This window comes from candidate division WOR-3 bacterium (genome assembly GCA_039802205.1).
Classification (GTDB): Bacteria; Hydrothermota; Tepidihabitantia; order SM23-42; family JAOAFX01; genus JAOAFX01.
Map to the genome: position 1 here is coordinate 12634 of JBDRWD010000006.1, position 20711 is coordinate 33344.

12 protein-coding genes are annotated in these 20711 nt (G+C 38.6%); 11 read left to right on the plus strand and 1 reads right to left on the minus strand.

Annotation, left to right across the window (positions count from 1 at the left end; translation table 11 throughout):
* Nucleotides 1-37 precede the first annotated feature (37 nt).
* The 10 genes from ABIL39_02195 to ABIL39_02240 all read left to right on the plus strand — a co-directional run bounded on the left by ABIL39_02195 (nucleotide 38) and on the right by ABIL39_02240 (nucleotide 15059).
* The gene (locus tag ABIL39_02195; protein MEO0164930.1) at nucleotides 38-1219 is read left to right on the plus strand and encodes a WG repeat-containing protein; all 1182 of its coding nucleotides are present in this window, start codon (nucleotides 38-40) and stop codon (nucleotides 1217-1219) included.
* Nucleotides 1220-1262: 43 nt separating this feature from the next.
* Complete coding sequence (locus tag ABIL39_02200) at nucleotides 1263-2873, plus strand: WG repeat-containing protein (protein MEO0164931.1); 1611 nt, start codon at nucleotides 1263-1265, stop codon at nucleotides 2871-2873.
* An 8-nt stretch (nucleotides 2874-2881) separates the two neighbouring features.
* Nucleotides 2882-6544 carry a CHAT domain-containing protein gene (locus ABIL39_02205; GenBank protein ID MEO0164932.1) on the plus strand — a complete coding sequence of 1221 codons (3663 nt, stop codon included), beginning with the start codon at nucleotides 2882-2884 and terminating at the stop codon, nucleotides 6542-6544.
* The gene (locus ABIL39_02210) at nucleotides 6541-6714 is read left to right on the plus strand and encodes a hypothetical protein (GenBank protein MEO0164933.1); all 174 of its coding nucleotides are present in this window, start codon (nucleotides 6541-6543) and stop codon (nucleotides 6712-6714) included. The genes ABIL39_02205 and ABIL39_02210 overlap by 4 nt, the downstream gene beginning before the upstream one ends.
* Nucleotides 6715-6806: 92 nt before the next feature.
* Nucleotides 6807-7376 (plus strand): hypothetical protein, encoded by a 570-nt coding sequence (locus ABIL39_02215; GenBank protein MEO0164934.1) that lies wholly within the window; start codon nucleotides 6807-6809, stop codon nucleotides 7374-7376.
* A gap of 123 nt (nucleotides 7377-7499) precedes the next feature.
* Nucleotides 7500-8741, plus strand: coding sequence for a TolC family protein (locus ABIL39_02220; protein MEO0164935.1), 1242 nt, complete (start codon nucleotides 7500-7502; stop codon nucleotides 8739-8741).
* Complete coding sequence (locus ABIL39_02225) at nucleotides 8738-9829, plus strand: efflux RND transporter periplasmic adaptor subunit (protein ID MEO0164936.1); 1092 nt, start codon at nucleotides 8738-8740, stop codon at nucleotides 9827-9829. Before ABIL39_02220 ends, ABIL39_02225 begins: the two co-directional genes overlap by 4 nt.
* Before the next feature lie 57 nt (nucleotides 9830-9886).
* Nucleotides 9887-10558: an ABC transporter ATP-binding protein gene (locus ABIL39_02230; protein ID MEO0164937.1), complete on the plus strand. Its 672-nt coding sequence runs from the start codon at nucleotides 9887-9889 to the stop codon at nucleotides 10556-10558.
* A gap of 3 nt (nucleotides 10559-10561) precedes the next feature.
* On the plus strand, nucleotides 10562-11800 hold the full coding sequence (locus ABIL39_02235; protein ID MEO0164938.1) for an ABC transporter permease: 1239 nt from the start codon (nucleotides 10562-10564) through the stop codon (nucleotides 11798-11800).
* 100 nt (nucleotides 11801-11900) lie between these two features.
* The gene (locus ABIL39_02240) at nucleotides 11901-15059 is read left to right on the plus strand and encodes a diguanylate cyclase (protein ID MEO0164939.1); all 3159 of its coding nucleotides are present in this window, start codon (nucleotides 11901-11903) and stop codon (nucleotides 15057-15059) included.
* Here ABIL39_02240 and mfd read toward each other — a convergent pair.
* Nucleotides 15046-17862, minus strand: coding sequence for a transcription-repair coupling factor (gene mfd, locus ABIL39_02245; GenBank protein MEO0164940.1), 2817 nt, complete (start codon nucleotides 17860-17862; stop codon nucleotides 15046-15048). The genes ABIL39_02240 and mfd overlap by 14 nt on opposite strands.
* A gap of 137 nt (nucleotides 17863-17999) precedes the next feature.
* Between mfd and ABIL39_02250 the strand changes: the two genes are divergently transcribed.
* Nucleotides 18000-20705, plus strand: a complete 2706-nt coding sequence (locus tag ABIL39_02250; protein MEO0164941.1) for an AAA family ATPase — start codon at nucleotides 18000-18002, stop codon at nucleotides 20703-20705.
* Nucleotides 20706-20711 lie beyond the last annotated feature (6 nt).

The following is a 20711-nucleotide window of genomic DNA, read 5'->3' on the forward strand; positions in this document are numbered from 1 at the left end:
AAAGGGAGAGGGATTTTATATATCCTAGGAGGTATCTATGAAAAGATATAAACGATCTCCAAACTTTTCGGGTTTATCCCGGATGATGCTTTTGGTGGTTTTGGTTTCCGCTGCAGGGTTATTATTTGCCCAGACACTTCCAAATTTACCAGAGCTTATTCCATATCGTAAAGGTGATAAGTGGGGATTCTGTGATAGGAATGAGAAGATAGTAATAGAATGTAAGTATGATGGTGCATTGAGTTTTTCCGAAGGACTCGCAGGTGTTAAACTAAATGATAAATGGGGCTTTATAGATAAAACGGGTAAAGAGGCGGTCCTCCCAAAATATGATTTGGTAAGGAATTTCTCTGAGGGATTGGCGGCTATAAAATCGGATGGCAAATGGGGATATGTAGATAAAACCGGAAAAATGATAATTCCACCCCGATATGATGGAGCCTGGAATTTTTCCGAAGGTCTGGCGGTGATTGAATTGAATGGGAAATGTGGCTATATCGATAAAAGAGGTAAAGAGGTGATACCAATAAAATACGATCGTGCTTTTCCTTTTTCCGAAGGTAAAGCAGTGGTTGCAGTTGGGGACCTAAGTGCCAGATATGGTTATGTTGATAAGACAGGTAAGGAGGTAATTTCCTTAAGATATAATAATGCCTTGCCTTTTTCCAAGGGGCGTGCATTAGTGCAATTGAATAATAAATGGGGATATATCGATGCCAATGAAAATGAGCAGTGGGAAGGTGTATCTTCCAGTTATAACATATTTGATGTGGTGAGCTATGGAAAATATGCCGAAAGGTTCAGGGTGGAACTTGATATTCAAACGCTTTATAATGTTGCAAAATGGGAACAGATTGAGAAGTTCATAAATTCAAATAAAGACTTTTTTTATAATTTGGGTATAATTAGTATTGAATCAAAAGGCGATGTTAGATATTTGCAGAACTTGTTGAATGAAAAATTAAAATTTCTTGGATTTATTATCGAGACTGATGGGATCTTTGGAGTTGAGCTGTATGCCGCTTTAGAGATGTTGATAAAGATGAGAAAATTAGGTTTAGAAAATGTTAAAAATGTGGAAGAGTTACAAAAAGAATTGAACACGAGAATAAGCGAACAGGGAGCGCAAGATACCCTAAAAATAGATGGAATATTTACGAGCAAAACTATGGAGATAATAGAAGATCTTTCAAAAATACAGGATGATAAAACAAAATGATTATTAAACCTGAAGCAATTAATTTGAAAATAAGGAGGAAGTTATGAAAATTCTAAAACAAATTTCTTTTTTTTCGAGTTTATCCCGAGTGGTTAATTCAATGTTTTTTATTACCCATGCCGGCATCTTATTTGCTCAAACCATTGTTTCGCAACCACCCGAACTTATTCCTTATCGCAAAGGCGATAAATGGGGATTCTGTGATAGGAATAAGAAGATAGTGATTGAATGCAAATATGATAATGTCTGGAAATTTGATGAAAAAACGGGTCTGGCAATGGTGGAAAGAAATGAAAAATTTGGATACATTGATAAATTGGGAAAAGAAGTTGTGCAATTGAAATATGATGAAGTAGGTTGGTTCGCCGAGGGATTGTTTGTGGCACGATTACAGGATAAATTTGGTTTCGTGAATAGTGAAGGGCAGGAGGTCATTCCGCCTCAATATGAGGAGGCGATTGGATTTTCTGATGGTCTTGCCGCTGTGAAACTCAATGGCCGCTGGGGCTATATTGATAAAACGGGTAAGGTTGTAATTCCTTTTAATTTTGATATTGCAGAGAGTTTCATCAAGGGTGTGGCACGGGTTAATATTAACGGAAATTACACTTATATAAACAGGGATGGAAATTCAATTCTGCCAGATGACTGCTGGGAGGATCGTCATCGTAATTCTTATTTTGGTGATTATATAATCGTTTACAAAGAAATGGTTGATGAATATGGATATAGAGAGATAAAATATGGATTGTTCAATAAACAAGGGCATAAAGTTTTACCTTGTGAATTTGACCTTATTGAATCAATTTCCGAAGGTAGGATAATTTTTTTCAAGGAATACATGTTGGGAATTGCGGATACAAACGGAAAGATAATCCTTGAACCCAAATATAATGATGATGACCATTATATTGCTGAAGAAGAATATAAATTTTCTGATGGTATGATGCGGATATGGCAGGATGGAAAATATGGGTTTATAAATAGAATGGGAAAAGAGACCATTCCGCCTAAATATGATGATGCACACCATTTTTTTGAGGGATTGGCCGCGGTGAAGTTAAATGATAGATGGGGCTTTGTAGATACCACGGGTAAAGAAGTGATTCCGTTGAAATACGATTTTGTTCATAATTTCTCTCAAGGATTGGCACCAATCGGCAAAGGTAAAAAATATGGATTGATTAACAAAAAAGGTGAAGAAATCGCCAAACCGATATATGAAGAGATTGGCTTGGTTGGCAATGTAATCGCATTAAAACAAAACAAATGGGGTTTTATTGATAAAACAGGCAAAATTGTGCAAAATTTTCAATATGATGATATAAAAATATATGAAGATGGATATGCGGGAGTATTAAAGAGTGGTCTATGGGGGATTGTTGATGGAAATGGGAAGGAAATTGTATCGCCGAAATACGAACAACTGCCGGGTGTGGAAGATGGATATTTATATACCGACCAGAAATTATTTTATGAAAATATTGCGCGTGTTTCAAAAAATGAACTCTGGGGCTTTATTGATATTATGGGTAAAGAAATTGTCCCTCCTAAATATGAATCTGCTCATGACTTCAGTCAGGGGCTTGCCGAAGTAGTTTTTGAAGGTAAGAGTGGTTTTATTGATGCCCTGGGCACTGAGTACTGGAAATAGTAATTTTTATGTTAAACTTCTTGTTTTTGCTGTTATTTAGTCAGGCAAATCTAAAAGAAAAAGCCGATAGCCTTGATAAAATAGTTGCCGAGCAGATAAAATCCGGCGATTTTGAAAATGCCCTTAAAACTGCTGAAGAATTGCTCACGGTGTATGAAAAAATAGGTGAGAAGAAAAATATCTCGGATTGCCTGGCAACGATTGGTTTTATCTATGGAAAGCTCAATGATTTTGATAAGGCATCAGAATTGTATAATCAGTCACTGGAGATTAAAAATGCAATTGCTGATTCAGCTGGAATCCTCGAGGTTCTATTCTTGAGTGGTGTTTTATACAAAGATTTCAAAAGATTCAAAGAATCCGCTTCTAATTTCGAAACGGCACTTTTGCTTGCTGAGAAATTAAAACAAATCTCTTTAAAAAAATCCATTGTCTTTGGTTTGGCACAAGATTATTTTGAAATTGGTGAGATATTTCTAAAAGAAGAAGAAAAGGATTCCGCCGAATACTATTATCTAAAGGCGATAGATAATGCAAAAATCGTAAATGATACTATCACATTAATTCAGGTATACCATTCGCTCGGTGCAACTTATGTCTATCTTTTTAATGACTCACACCGAGGTCGTAAGGCATACCTTAATGCATTACAATTGTATCATATTATCAAAGACCGAGAAGGTGAGGTTGATCTTCTCAATGATTTATGCGAATCATATTTTGTAATACCAGATCATAGCATTGCCTCGGGTATTGAGTATGGTAAGAAGGCTTTATCCCTTGCCGATTCAATAGATTATTTAGATGGTTATTCGACAGCATCAGAAAACCTCGGTGATTTGCACCGGATTTTAGATAATTTCTATCAATCTGCCGAATATTATAATCAATGCCTTGAGACATTGAAAAAAATAAATGACAATTGGACCATGGCACGCATTTTATATAAAATTTCAAGATTGTATTTTGAGTATATGCCAGCAGATACAACCTTGAAAATATGTCGCATCGGTCAAAATGTTGCTCAGGAATCAAATAATCAGGATTATTTAAAACTGATTCTTGGCATTGAATATCTTGTTCATAGCCGAAGATATGATTATGATAATGCAATCAAGACGAAAGAGAAATTGCTTGATATTTATCGTTCTGAAGATAATACAAAAGAATTAGTAAATACGCTTATTGACTTAGCAAATGCCTACTTGAATAAAGATGATTATAAAAAATTTAAGACCTTGTATACCCAAACGGAAACCCTTATTCAAGAAATAAATTATATTGAAGGTGAAGTAAAAATACTGATGTTAAAGGGCGAGTATTATTTAAAGAATGAAAAAACAGATTCACTTATTGCTTTGGCAGATATTATTTTTCCGAAATTATCAAAAGTTGAAGATAAAGAGTTGATTTCTGATGTTTACAACTGGCTAAGCTCGGTTGCATTTGTGATTGGGGATTTTAAAAAATCAATAGAATTATTGGAAAATGGTTTAAAGATTATTGATGGGGCAATATCAGCAATTAATACCCGAGACCAGATTGCAATTATTAAAAAGCAGAGTTTATATTCGGCAAAATCTTATCTTCTTTTAAATACAGGTGTTCTTTATCAAAGCATTGGTTTTTTGCAGAAGGCAGAAGAATTTTATAAGAAGGCAATAAAAATAGCCAGAGAAGAGACAGGGGAAAAAGATTTTACAAAATTCCATACCAACCTTGCCCTGGTTTATCTACAAACCGGCGACTACGAGCAATTCAATAACTATTTAAATGATGTAGAAATGGAGAATTTTAAAAATCAAAATACTGAGGGGCAGGCGTTCGTGCTACAATTGCGCAGTATTGAAATGATAAAAAAAGGTCAGTGGAAAAAGGCAATTGAATTCCTTAAAAGGGTAGATAGTTTAAAAAGCAAGCCGAATCTTTTGTATCCATTCCTCCTCGGCATTGCCTATCGCGGCGATGGTGATTATAAAAATTCTTTATTAATGTTTAACAGGGCACTAAAATCACCAGAAACGTCATACTCGCCACAATTGCAAGGGATTATTATGACCGAAATCGGAAGTGTATCCCTTGCCCTGAACGATTTGAATAATGCAAGATGGTTTTTTGAATCGGCGCGTAAAAGTTTTGATATAATAGACACAACATATAATACAGTTGAACTGGAAATGGGGTGGGCAGCCCTTGCCCTTAAAAACAAAGATACAATTAACGCCATTCCCCATTATAAAAAGGCAATCCAGATTGTGGAACGGGTTTCCGCAAATTTATCAAATGATTTAATGAAGGTCGCGCTTGCCAGTAGTGGTGTGAGCGCCTATGAAAAGCTCATTGAGATTATGCTTGCCCGAAAGGATTATGCCGAGGCATTCAATTACTCAGAGCGAAGCCGTGGTCGGGCATTCCTGGATTTGCTTGGGACCGCCGAATTAAAGTTGAAACCCGACAATAGGCTTTATATGAATGAAATAAAAGAGAAAGAGACGAAACTTGCCTTTTTAAGTGGTGATTTAAAGATTGGAGAAAAGAAGATTTCAGGACCAGAAATAAAGGATATTCAATCAAAGATTATAGAGATAAGAAAAGAGATAGAGAGGACTAGACCGGAGATTGCTTCTTTTGTTTCGGTTCAGGCAGTGGGTTTAAAAGAACTTCAGAATTTAATAAAAAACGAAATTATAATTGAATATTATTTTATTGGCGAAGAAGGTTATGTATTCTTAATCAGCAATTCAAATATTGAAGTTTTTAATCTCACAAAAAGATACTCTGAAATTTCAAATCTTTGTGAATATTTTCGGTCTTCTTTGATGAAAACACAACCACCTTTTGATCAAGAATTTTATGAACCAGCAAATGAATTATACAACATTCTGATTGCACCGATAATCGATAGAATCACCAATCATAAAACATATGTTGTTCCTTATGGTGTGCTCCATTATCTGCCGTTTAATGCCCTTTATGATGGAAAAAATTTTCTTATTGAGAACACAGAAGTCTGTTATCTACCCAGTGCCAGTGCATTAAAATTTCTTCGGAGTGAACCCGATAAAAAAGAAGACAAAAAACAATTCTTGGGCATTGCCAATCCGGACCTTGGTGATACAGCATTATCGCTCAAATTTGCAGAAGAAGAAGTAAAAACGATTGCCCCGCTTTTTATTGCCAGCAAGGTTTTCTACAAAGGTGAGGCATCAGAAGGTAAAGTTGTATCATACGGCAAAGATTATGATATCATCCATTTTGCCTGTCATGGTATATTCAATGAGAGTAAACCACTTTATTCGGCGTTGTTATTGTCAAAAGATAGAGAAAATGATGGTAGACTTCAGGCTTACGAACTTTTTGGAATTGAATTGAAAGAGGCAGATTTAATTGTCCTCAGTGCCTGCCAGACCGCGCTTGCCCGTTTGACAAAAGGTGAGGATTTGATTGGATTATCAAGGGGATTTTTCTATGCCGGAACTCCATCGCTTGTGGCAAGTTTATGGAAGGTAGATGACCAATCCACCGGATATTTGATGTCACAATTTTATAAAAATTTGAATAGGGGAATGGATAAGGCGGTAGCATTAAAGAATGCACAAATTGTAACGAAAGAAAAATTCCCCCACCCCTTCTTCTGGGCACCGTTTATATTGATAGGGGACTGGCGATGAGATTTTCCCAAAATTCCTTTTTTCTATTTGTCGTTAACCGCTATACCGGTAAAATTATTCAAAAAATTAAACTTGATAGTGCCCCGGAGACGATGATTGTAAAAGGTAAAAAACTCTATGTTCGGACATACAATCGCGATTATATCTTTGCAATAAAAGAGGGAATGTAGTATCTTGATAAAATGCTGCCATTTCATGATTGTTTTTTGCAAGATAATTACCAATTGGTAAGTTTTCTTGACAGGAATAAAGGGAGACAATATTGATTGATGAAAAATCTCCACCTCCCCAAATTAATGCAGTAAGGAGACCTTCAAATGATATTGTGCCTGACCAGGGGGCTAATCTAAAGAAAGATATTATTTTCCGAATGGAAGCAAAGGCAAATTATTTGATTTTTACGAATCTCGGTGGCATCATCTTGGGGGGGATATTGTTATTTATTCTCTTGTCTTTACGCAATTTATATACCACTGCCATTTTTCTTATCGGGTTTGTCATACTGGTACTTTATATGGTGATAGATTTTCTTATCTGGTTGCAAAGGGGAATCAGGGCTATTGAGATAGATAAAAGCGGAATAAATTTCTACCGGGGGAAAGAAAGAAGACTGGTTAGGATTAATAAAGAACAAATAACTGGTATTGATTTTTTTACAAAACTGGGTCGGCGCATAGTTACAATTATGATTGGAGGCAAGGTAATAAAGCCTACAGCATATATCACCCTTTTTAGTGGACCACGAATAAGGATTGCAGATGATTCTTTCAATGATGGCGATTTTTCTGCGTTTGTTGAACTACTAAAGAAATTTCAATCCGACCTTAATTAAAATTTTTGTGATAAAAGCAAAGTGATTCTTTTTTTATCAGCAGTAATAAAAATTGTATCCATTCCTATTTCCCAAAATCAAATTTTTGCTTGATTTTTGTGAAAAGATGGATATAATTTGTCGATGTTTTTCGCCATTATTTTCCTCATGCAAATTGATACAATTTCCCTGCAGGAAGCAATTGATATTGCTTTAAACCGGAGCCCCACGTACCTGGAATCCCAAGCGACACTGGCAAAGACTAAGATTCAATTTTTAAGGGCTCTTTCTTATCTTTTGCCCACTAATTCTACAACCGGTTCTTGGACTGAGAGTGAATATCAAAAAATCCAAAGCACTTACTACGCTGGATCAATCAATTTTACTTTTCCTCTCTTTGATCTTGATGTAATAAGCGCAATATTTACTGCTCATGGACAAAAGCAAGGAGCAACCATTAAATATCAGCAAGATGTCGGCAATTTGGTGCTTAATATCAAAAAAGCATATTACAATATCATTACTGCTAATGAGTTAGTAAAGGCTGCAGATAAAGCAATGCTAAGGGCATTAGAGAATAAAAAACTTGCGGAGATAAAATACAAACTGGGTTCAGCATCGAGATTGGAGTTGCTTCAGGCCGAGGTTTTCTATTTTCAAACCTTGCAGAATAATTCACGGGCCAAGGCTTTTGAAGCACAAGCGCAGCAGGAATTAAAGGCACTGTTAAACATTGACCGAGATATCTACCCGACGGATACTTTTGTTACCCCGGATACATTTGTATTACCCGATCTGGATTCGCTAAAAAAGCTCCTTCAGACTGTCAATTGGAACATCCGATTGGCAAAGCAAATGTATAACTTATCACGAACAAACCTTTGGTTTGCGATATTAGCATTTCTACCAAAAATTTCGCTATTTTATGGCTATAATACCAAAGTGGATTCGTTTTCTCTGGATTTTGATTATCTGGAAAGGAATACAACAAAGAATTATGGAGTGAATATCAGTTTCCCGATTTTTGAGATTAAATCTTTGATTTTTAACTATCTGGAAGCAAAAAAGGATTTGCAGATAAAAAAATTCAATTTAGAGAAAACTACCCTTGAGTCCGAGAAAGCACTGCTTACGAGCTATTATGGTTTTCAGGAAGCGATTGACAAGTTAAGATTCTCACGCAAAAGCCTGGAAGTGGCAAGTGAGGCAAGCGCAATTGCCTATGAGCAGTACAATTTAGGGGTAATTTCTTTTTTGGATTTATTAAAAACAGAAGAGGATTATTACAATGCGCGGGTTAATTATCTTCAAGCACTTAATGATTATTATCTGCAGCAGGCAAATTTTTCTTATTTATTGGGAATGATCACTTTGGGGGCACAATGAAGAAAATATTTATTATTGGTGGGATAGTAATCATCTTTATATTGATTGTTATTCTCAATCTCCGTTCGGGTACCGCGGGTGAGAAGGTGGAGGTGGTGGTGGCAAAAAAAGGCGAAATTATCTCCAAGGTGAGTGCCGACGGAGAGTTAAAGGCAAAGGTCCAGGTTGATATTTCGGCGGAGACGATCGGTCGGATAAAGCGCATTTATTATAAAGAAGGTGACTTTGTAAAAAAGGGTAGTTTGTTGATTGAATTAGACGACATCCAGGCCCGAGCAAATTATAAGTTAGCCGAGGTGCGACTGAGACAGGCGGAGCAGGTTTTCCAGCGGAGTAAAAGCCTTTACGAAAAAGGTTTGATCAGTAAAGAGAACTTTGAAAATGTTGAGTTGAATTACGAATCTGCCCGGGCAACTTATGAGCAGGCATTGGATACCTATAAAAAGACCAAAATTTATGCTCCTATTGCCGGAAAGATTATGAAATTAAATATTGAAGAGGGTGAAACCGCCGTGATGGGAACACTGAATTATCCCGGGACCGTTCTGGCAACGATTGCCGATATGTCCAAAATGATTGCGGTGGTAAAGATTGATGAAACCGAGATCCCTCAAGTTAAATTAGGTCAGGAAGCCGAAGTAATTCCAGATGCTTTGCCGGATTCGGTTTTTGAAGGAAAAGTAATTAAAGTGGGATTGATGCCTATTACTTCAATCGCAACAAGCACGGAAAAGATAACTGATTTTGAAGTGGAGATAGAGCTTGTTGATTTTTCAGAGAGTTTACGCCCCGGAATGAATGTGAAGGCGGAAATAGTAACCGGCAAAAAGAGCGAGGTAATAATTGTTCCAATCCAAGCAGTAGGCAAAAGAAAGATAAAAGATAAGCTGACCGAATCAATATTTGTGGTTGCAAATAAGAAGGCTATTCTCAAAGAAGTCCAAACCGGCTTGTCAAGTGATAAGGAAATCGAGATAATCTCCGGTATTAACGAAGGAGATACGATTGTCGTGGGACCTTACCGGGTGCTTTCAAAGTTAAAGGAAGGAACAAAGGTGGACTTCAAAGAGACAGAATTGGAAAAATGAGAAAAGAAAACTCCCACCTATTCATCAGGGGTGTCTGGCACTATCCATTTGACTCTTATGCTCCTCTGTCGTGCAGTAAATATCTATAAAGTATATAATCTGGGCAAGGTTGAGGTTGTAGCCTTGCGGGGGATAAGCTTGGAGATTGCAGTGAATGAATATATTTCCATAATGGGTCCTTCCGGCTCCGGGAAATCAACATTGATGCATATTCTGGGTTGTCTGGATACACCCACTCGAGGCGAATATTACTTTGCCGACAAAAAGGTTTCGGATTATACTGATGCCGAATTGGCGAAGATTCGGAATCGGTTTATCGGCTTTGTTTTTCAAAATTTTAATCTCATACCCCGGCTTTCCGCTATAGAAAATGTTGCCCTGCCTTTGGTTTATGCTGGAGTCAAAAAAAGGGAACGCACAGAACGCGCCGCAGCGATTTTGGAAAAAGTGGGACTTGCCGACCGAATGAACCACCGACCGAATGAATTATCGGGCGGTGAATGTCAACGCGTGGCAATCGCCCGGGCATTAATCAATAATCCTAAAATCCTCTTCGCGGATGAACCAACCGGTAATCTTGACACCAGGACGGGAAAAGAAATTATGGAGCTATTTGATGAGTTGCACAAAGAGGGACATACCGTGGTGTTAGTCACCCATGATCCGAACATTGCTCAGCACGCGCAGAGGATTCTCAAAATTATTGATGGGAAGATCATTCCCGAATAAGCTATGAGGGACATTTTTGACATCGCATTGCAGACCTTTAAAGCACATAAACTCCGTTCTTTTCTCACAGCGCTGGGTATTATCATCGGAGTAACGACCGTTATTGTAATTCTCTCTCTCATTGAAGGACTGAATCAATCAGTGGCAAAACAGATAAGGTCAATTGGCTCAGATTTGATATTTGTTACCAAGTATTCAATGGTCCAGATGGGGCCAGCTAATATTGAAGAGATCGCTCAGCGCCCGGATTTGACCCCGGAGGATGCCCTGGCTATTAAACAATTACCCTCGGTGGAGACAGCAATCCCCACAATTGAGCAGAACTTTACCAAATTAAAGTATCGGGATAAAGAGATTGCCAGAACTTCCATTGAGGGTTCAAGTGAAGATTTTTCTAAATCGCACAATTACATTGTCGAGGTGGGACGTGATATTAATGCAGAAGATATTTTATATAAAAGAAATGTGGGAATCATTGGTGCTTATGTGGCGAAAAATCTTTTTGGTGATGAATCACCCATTGGTAAGGATTTAAATATTGGGGCACACCGCATTAGGATTATTGGTGTATACAAAGAAAAAGGTTCATTTCTTGGGCAGAGTATGGACAATCTTATCGTTATCCCATATTCATTTTATGAAAAAATCTTTCCCCGGCGTAGAACAACCTTATTTGAGAAGGCTTTCGGCGGATATACAATAAGTGTCGTGCCGAAACCCAAAAAAGTGGAGGAGGCAATGGATGAAATAAGGGAATTGATGCGGCGCCGGCATGGATTGCGTCTTGATCAACCCGATGATTTTGAATTAGGAACCCAGCAAATGTTATTTGAATTATATCAGAATATAACCCGGGTAGGTTTTGTAGCGATTGTTGCGATCGCAGTGATCTCACTGATCGTGGGCGGAATCGGGATAATGAACATCATGTTGGTCTCCGTCGCCGAAAGAACAAGAGAGATCGGCATCCGCAAGGCTGTGGGCGCTTCTAATCAGCATATTTTATTTCAGTTTCTTGCTGAATCATCGGCCCTGGCCCTTGTTGGAGGTATTATTGGTATTTTTCTGGGTGTGCTCCTTGCCTGGTTGATTTCCATTGTTTCGCCGCTTAAAGCCGCGGTTAGTCTGTGGATGATTCTTTTAGGATTTGGATTTTCCTCGGGAGTAGGAATCTTCTTTGGTATGTACCCGGCGCGTAAGGCCGCAGCTCTCAATCCCATTGAGGCATTGCGCTATGAATGAAAAAGACAAAATCAAAGGGAGTTTTCGTAAACAATACCCTTCTGAGACCACACCCCAGGATATAAATTGACTAACAGCAATTTCTGATTATAATTAACCGATGCGAGAGATATATTACGATGAGCTAACTGGTGTCTATAACCGGCGTTTTCTTTATCACTGGGTAGATAATGAAATAAAAAGGGCAAACCGGTTTGCCACTAAGTTTGGTATTATTGTTATTGATCTTGATAATTTTCGAGATATCAACAATAATTATGGACATCTGGAGGGGGATAGAATTTTGATCGAGTTCAGCAATTTTTTAAAAAATACAGTCCGCGAGGTGGACAATGTAGTCAGATATGGCGGTGACGAGTTTGTGGTGCTTGTTCCTAACACTGATGCCCGCGGTCTTTTTGAATTAGCACAAAGAATTTTGGCTAATTTGAATCAGACCGAGATCGGCGGGCACCTGATTCACTGCAGCATTGGTTGTGCTTTGTATCCTGACGATGGTACTCATGTTGAAGATTTAATCAATCAAGCAGATAAATTAATGTATCAGGCAAAAAAGGAGGGGAAAAATCGGATTGGATTAAAAGCCGAGATAACCAAGAAGATTGAGTTGCCTGCAAAAATTGTGATTGGCCGTGAGCGAGAGTTGGATTTGATTGCTCAACGTTGGAATGATTTTCCTACAATATTTTTGTGTGGAACTGCTGGTGTTGGCAAAACACGTCTGGCACTGGAGGTGCGAAACCTCTTTACATCGCATCTTTTCCTGCGGGCAAATTCCTATGCAGCCCTTGCTCTGGTTCCGTATCATCCTTTCTGCAATATGTTCAGGGATTTTGTAAATAGCGATTTTATATTAATTCAACGTGTATTAAAGCAATTGCCGGAAGTACACCGAGAGGAATTGATAAAACTGCTACCCGAGGATACAATTGTTTCTATAAAAAGCGAAGGGCTTGATAAGTATCGCTTGTTTGAGAGTATAAAATTATTCTTTATTAAACTTGCCGAATTTATTGCACCAAGGGTTGTTTTGCTGCTTGTTGATGATTTACACTGGACCGATCGCACCAGTTGCGAACTTTTAGATTTCTTAATTCGCAGCATGCCTCAGAATCTGCATATTCTGGGGACATATCGTATTGAAGAGATTAAAGATGCCCCCATCAATGAATTTTTGGGGATTTGGGCGCGGGAAAATTTCTATACCAAAATTGATGTTCCTCCTTTAAATGAATTCCAGGTGGAAAAGTTACTGGAAATAATAATGGGAAGTGTTTCCCGGCAATTGAGCGAGTTTATTTATAGAATGAGTGGTGGTAATCCTTTTTACATTGAAGAAATACTCCGGGAACTTGAGCGTCAGGGTCATATTTTTTACAATGGCAAAGAATGGGTACTTACGGTGGAAAAGGAAATACAGGTACCTACCAGCATTGAGGCGACAATTTTACGAAAAATACAATTTCTGGATGAAGAAACAAAATCATTCTTAGAAGTTAGCGCAGTATTTGGTCAGGAGTTTAATTACGAAATTATTGCCCTCTGCCTTGGGAAGAATGTTGGCGAAACTATGGATGCACTGGACCGGTTGCTGCGGCTGGGTTTCATTAAAGAACGGGGTGATGATACCTTTTTCTTCAGCGAAGATATTGTGCGGCAGATTATTTATAAAAATATTCCCCAAAGTGATTTGGTAAAATATCATCGTCAGGTGGGCGAGGCAATGGAAAAATATTTTCGCGGCCGTATCCATGGTTATTATGAGCAACTTGCGGCGCACTTCATCCAGGCGCGAGATTCGGCTAAGGCGTTGTTCTATTCCAAGCAGGCGGCTTTTAAATGCAAAGAAAACTATGCTCATAAAGCGGCGGTGGAATTTTTTGAAACGGCGTCTAAATTTGAAAAGAATGCTGATGAGTTGTACAAGATAAAAATGAATCTCGCGGAGATTTATTATTTGATGGGAGAAAATGAAAAGGCAATAGCCAATCTTAATGCCTGTTTAAAAACCAATCCCCGGGATTATAAAATATATCACAAGCTCTCTCAAATCTACGAAACGATGGGTGATTATCGCAACGCATTGCATTATACTAATAAGGGGTTGAAGATTGCTACTGAGCCCAGTGCCGTTTATCAATTCAAAGGCAATATCGCCTGGATCTATACCCGTCTTGGGCAGTATCAGAAGGCAAAAAAAGAATGCGAATATTTGCTTAAGAAAAAAAAATTGATACCAGGGGACGAACTGGCAGTAATATATATAACATTGGGGGTTGCTTTTTTGTATTTAGGCGATCTTGAGAAGGCAATTTTTTATCTTAATAAAGGGTTGCAAATCCGGCAAAAACTTGGGGATAAAAAAGGAATGGCAGCGTGTTATTTAGATCTGGCAGTGGTTTATCAACAACAACTGAATCTTTCCCGAAGTGAGGAGTATTACCACCACGCATTGAAGCTCTATGAGGAAATTGGTTATCAATCAGGAATTGTGGTAACACTTCTGGATTTGGGTAGTTTATATTTTCACTATAGCTTGCTCAAAGCCGAAGATTATTTAGTAAAAGCCCTAAATATCGCAAAATTAATTAACGCAAAAAGGGACATGGTATTTATTTACGACAACTTGGGTATGATCTATCTGCGTCGCCTGATGGTGGATAAGGCATGGGAAAATTTTCAACAGGCATTGAAATATGCACGGGAGACAAATTTTACTGAAGGCTATTGTTTTATCAATGTTCATCTCAGCGAATTTTACCGGGAAACGGGTAGAAGAAAACAGGGATTAGGATATTTAAAAAGAGCTTATGCATATGCGAAAAGTTTGAAATTAAAACAATACATCTTTGATTGTCAGTTTGAAGAAATGGAATATTGGTTGGCGTCTTCAAATCTTACCCGGGCTAAATCATTAGCCAAAAGGCTCCTTGCCGATTTAGCCCAAAATCCTGATATCAATCGGCGTGTTTATGGATATATATATAATGGCCGAGTATTATCCGCCTCCCGTGAATTTAAACGGGCTCAGGAATATTTTGACCGGGCTCTCAATATCACTGTGAAATTGCCCGAGAATGCAATTACTGCAGAAATATACTACTATATGGGATTAAACTTTAAAAGGCAGAATCGGTATGCTGAAGCACTTGATTTCTTTTTAAAAGCCAACGAAATATTTATGAAGTCAGGCAATTTAATATATCTGGACAAGATTGAAAATGAGGTGGTGGGAGTTGACATCTCTAAAGCGCAGTAATGTTTAATTCTTGTATCAAGTTGCCGGCGCGGAAGAAACGGATAGTATCTTTTACTTGCATTACCTCATGGGCATTTAGACTTATTGCCTTAAGCCTAATTTTTGCGATTGTAAAAAGGTTTTCAACGGTTTCTGGATATTTGCCGAAACGATCGATGAGCTCTTCCTTTAAAGTTTTTAATTCGGGAATCGATTGCACCTCCATGATCCGTTTATAGAGTGCAGTTCTCTCATAAGCACTGGAGATGTAATCAGCCGGAATATAGCCCGGAATTTTTAAATTAAGTATCGGCTCCCAAACGTATTCCTTCCCCTGTAATTCACTAAGGACCTGGTTAAGAATTTTAACATAATGATGATAGCCGACCGCTGATATATAACCGGATTGTTCCTTTCCTAAGATATTACCCACCCCTCTTATCTCCATATCGCGAATTGCCAGGCGGAAACCAGAGCCCAAGGTGGTATAAGTAATAAGTGCACTCAACCGTTTTTGGGCTTCTTCAGTTATCTTGGTGGGGATGATGAAATAGGCATAACCCTGAACCTCTGAGCGTCCCACACGACCCCGAAGTTGGTGCAAATCAGCCAGTCCAAATTTATCGGCTTCATTTACAATAATCGTATTAACATTAGGCATATCAATGCCGGATTCAATAATGGCAGTAGCCAAAAGCAGGTCATATTTACCTTCAATGAATTCAAGCATCTTTCGCTCACTTATTGAGGACCTGATTCTTCCATGCAGCAAACAGATGCGTAAATCAGGCAGGATTTTTTTTAACCGATCTCTTATTGTTTCAATCGTCTGAATGCGATTGTGCACAAAGAATATTTGCCCCCGGCGGTTCAATTCGAATAAGATTATTTTTCTTATCTCCTCTTCATCAAATGGGATGATTCTGGTTACTATTTCTTTACGTCCCAGTGGAGGAGTATAAAGGACAGTGATATCTTTGATTCCAGCCAGACTCATGTAAAGAGTCCGGGGGATGGGTGTTGCTGAGAGATAGAGGACATCAATCCCTAGCTTAATTTTTTTAATTTTTTCCTTCTGGAGCACACCGAAGCGGTGTTCATCGTCAACGATTAACAGCCCTAAATCTTTGAATACTACATCCGGAGCAAGCAGACGGTGGGTACCAATGACAATATCAATTTTACCTTCGGCAAGTTCCTTGAGAATTTTTTTAAGTTCGTGTTTTTTTTGAAACCGCGAGACCATCGCCACCCGGGCCGGGAAATTTTTTAATCTTTGGACAAAGGTGTTGTAATGCTGGAATGCGAGAATGGTGGTCGGACAGAGAATCATAGTTTGCTTAGAATCGAGAGCAGCTTTAAATGCCGCTCTGAGGGCAATTTCCGTTTTTCCAAAACCTACATCTCCGCAGATCAGACGCTCAGTAGGGTGCGGTGACTCCATATCGTTTTTTACATCAGCGATCGCCTTTTTCTGGTCAGGAGTTTCTTCAAATGGAAAACTGGCTTCGAGTTCGGTCATCTCGGCACTATCAGGGGAAAAGGCAAAACCCGGGACTAATCGCCGTCGGGCGTATAAATTTATCAATTCTCTTGCCAGCAATTCCGTAGCTTTTTTTACTCGTTGTCGGGTTTTAAGCCATAATTCACCGCCCATTTTTGAGAGTTTAGGGGGACGATCATTGGACCCCACATACCTTTCAAGCTGATTCATTTTTGCGACCGGTAGATAGAGTTTGTCACCATCGGCATAATCAATGCGCAAGCATTCTACCTTTTTACCTTCAAAATCAATCGGTACCAATCCCTGAAATTGGCCGATGCCGAAATCATTATGGACTACATAGTCGCCGATCTTTAATCCCTTAAGATCATCAATGAAAAGCCCCTGGAATTTTGTTTTCTTTCTGGGAAGATGCCCGTAAATATCGGATTCAGAAAGATAGACTATTTTTTTATTGAGGTCAATGAAGCCTTCTTTTATTGGTAGGATACATGCGTCGATCTGGCCGATTACGGATTCTAAATGTGGGATTACAGATTCTGGTAAGAGAAACTTGTAGGTGTATAATTGGCTATTCATATCCATATGTAACTGGCGTAGATTCCCATAGTATTTGGGGGCGGAACTCAACGCAAGATTAAATTCCGATGGCGACTGTAATATCAATTGCTGCACAGCATCATTAAGTTTTTTTTCGGAGATAACCAGCGCAGTGTGTTTCATTGTATCCCAGATTCTCGTGTGTATTTCCGGTGAGACGAGTTTCAACGAAAATTGTTTTATTGATTCTACGGAGCGTTGTGTCTGGGGATTAAATTTACGCAAAGAGGCAATTATATCGCCTTCCAATTCAATTCGGAGAGGTTCTGAGTCATATAGCCAACAATCAATGATACCACCTCTAACTGAGTATTCGCCTTCCTCCTCGACCAGTTCTTCGCGCTGTAATCCGCTTGCCGAAAGTTTGGTGAGAAATAAATCACGATTGATGGTCATACCGATGTGAAGTTCGTATCGTTCCTTCACATTGACAATTTTGTTCAAATATTCTTCGCTGGTTATAATAATGTGTGCGGATTCAAAAAATGGGCTTGCGGCGTCTATTATTGCGGTGTCGGGAAAGAGGGCAGCAATTTCCGGACCAAATCTTTCAATATTGTTGGGGTTAGTCACATAGAGTATTTGATTGAATATTTTCGCAAGTTCAATTATAAAAATTGACAACGAAGAACCCGCAAACCCGGAAACCGTGGTAAACTTTTTGTTTTTCAGGGTTGCCAATATTGCCTCAGTTTCCGAGAAGAATCTATTATCCTGCATAGAATAGAATATTTTATTCTTACTTTATTAAAAGTCAATCCGGCGACCAAAATGGATTTGAGGGTTTTGTAATTTCAAAAGATATGACTCTTGATTTTTTGACAGATTCTGGATAAAATCCAAAAGCAGGAGCACGGATGGCAAAATCCAAAGAAGATTTTGCGACGGCGCTGGCGAGTTTTCTGCCGCGTAAAATTATTTTATCAAAAATTTATGATCCCCAGCACGAAATTAGTGAAAGATTAAAGGTCGTCCTTCTTTTTGCTGATATTTCAGGCTTCACTGCGATGAGTGAGAGACTTACGCGTTTGGGGAAGGCGGGGGCAGAAGAGGTTAACAGTATAATTAATCGTTTTTTTGATCCACTCATTAAGATTGTGTATAAGTGGAATGGTGATATCTATCGTTTTGGTGGCGACGCTTTTTTAGTATTCTTTCTGGCAAAAGAAGGCACTTCTTTAGCAAGCGAATGGGCAATATGTGCGGCGCAGGAGATCCTCACGTTTGTAAAAACACATGCCCAGACCACCACTCGCGTTGGGAAATTCCGCATTAAAGTCCATTTAGCCCTTACCAAGGGTGAAGTATATTTTCAGGATTTGACAAATAATTTCTTTCTGGGCGGAAAAGCGATCAATTATTTAATGAGAATAATTGATTTGGCTGGCCCTGGGCAGATAGTGGTTAGTGCGGAGATTAAAAATGACCTTAATAATGTCGTTTTTAAACCGAAAAAAGGTGGGTGGCAATATGTTCGGACGAAAAGACGAATTTTGGAGCCCGTGGTTCATCCTGAAATAGAAGTGTCAGGGATTAGAAAAATAACTCCGGCACTGGAAAATTATCTTCCGCAATGGTTATTAAAAAGAATTGCCCATAAGCCAAGTTTTGGTCCCCAAGATGGGGAACATAGAAAAATTGCTATTGTATTTCTTCATTTTTCAGGGATCGACTATGAACATAATTTGAGGGACGCCCGGACCAAACTAACGAAGCTTTATAAAATTGTCCACACCACTGCCGAAAGATATGATGGCTGGATAAATGCAATTGATAGTTATAAAGATAGCGAAAGATTTCTGGTGGTTTTTGGTTTTCCAAATGCCTATGAGGATGACGAAAAGAGAGCAGTGCTTTTTTGTTATGAAATTTTACATCATCCGGAATTGAAAAATTTCAATCTTCGGGCAGGAGTAAACTCGGGATCCATATTTGCTGCACCGGTAGGTAATTATTTAAGAAGGGAATATGCCACACTGGGAGATGCAGTTAATTTATCAGCAAGATTAGGCGCTAAGGCTAAGGATAGAACGATTGTGGTGAGTGAGCCGATATTTAATAAGACTTATAACCTTTTTGAATATATTCCCTTAGGTGCAAAGGAATACAAGGGCAAGAAGAAAAAGATAAGGACCTATCAACTTGTGGCAAAAAAAACTATTGAGGCGAAGACACTGGGCAGATGGCTTAGGGAGAGTGCGCAGATTGTTGGGCGCGCACGCGAAATCGCCATCATCAAAAATGTCATTGCACACTGCCGTTCCGGTAAGGGGCAGATTCTGTGTATTACCGGTGAGCCAGGGGTTGGAAAATCAAGGCTGGTGCAAGAAGGAATAAAATATGCGGAAAATGCTAACTACCAGATATTGAGAGGGAATTGTTTTTCCTATGAAAGTGTCTCTTCCTACCATCCCTGGATTGATGTTCTTAACGAATTTTTCCACATTCTGCCTGAAGATCCCATGGAGTTGAGGATCGCCAAAGTCCAGAAACAAATAGAAATTATGGATAAAGGCTTGGTAAATTGGTTACCATTGCTAGGTGAAATTCTGGGAATAGATTTTCCTCAGAACAAGCTTACTAAACATTTCGATTCTAAACTTAAGAAGCAGCGAGTTTTTGATATTATATTTGAGTTGCTGAAGTCGTTGGCCCAACAGAAACCTCTTCAAGTGGTGATTGAGGATTTACATTGGGCGGATAATCCATCAATTGAATTGATTAATTATATTGCCAGGAATATTCAGGATATACCAATTCTACTCACGCTTGTCTATCGGCCTTTAAAAAACAAAGAAGAGTTTATGGAAAAAGAGTGGAGTCGAATCATTAACTTAAATGAACTTGATAAGGATGCCAGTCTTCAATTGGTGAGAAATCTTTTGAATATAAAGGAAATTCCTGAAGATTTGCAGAAAATAATAATTAATAAATCACAGGGCAATCCGTTTTACATTGAAGAGTTGATAAAATCCCTTATTGAACAGGGTTATATCGTAGAAGGTAGGGGAGGCTGGCGCTTCCGAGGCGACATAAAAAAGCTGGTACTTCCCGATTCTGTTGAAGCCGTGATTCTTTCGCGGATCGATCGGCTTGACCTCGATGATCGGGATGTTTTACAGGTAGCCTCGGTGCTGGGTCGCGAGTTTGATGAGTTTTTGCTCAAGGGAATTTATGGTTCACAGAGATTTTTGAAAAAATCACTTAGCAATCTGGAGCGGTTTGATCTGATAAGACAACAAAAAGGTGGTCGTCAGGTAAAATATTTCTTTAAACATATCCTGACTCAAGAAGTGGCTTACGGGACATTGTCATTTGCCCGGAAAAAAGAATTACATAATAGAATCGGTGAATTTGTGGAGCAGATGTTAAAGGAGCGTAAAGAAGAGTTTCTGGGGTTGCTTTCTTATCATTTCTACCAGGCAGAGAATTATGAAAAAGCTTTAATTTATTCTTTTGAGGCAGGGGAGAAGGCAAGAAAGGTTTATGCGAATGCCGAGGCGATTGAATTTTTCACCCGCGCAATTGCTTCCTTTGAAAAATTGGAAGGAAGACTAAAATAAAATTTG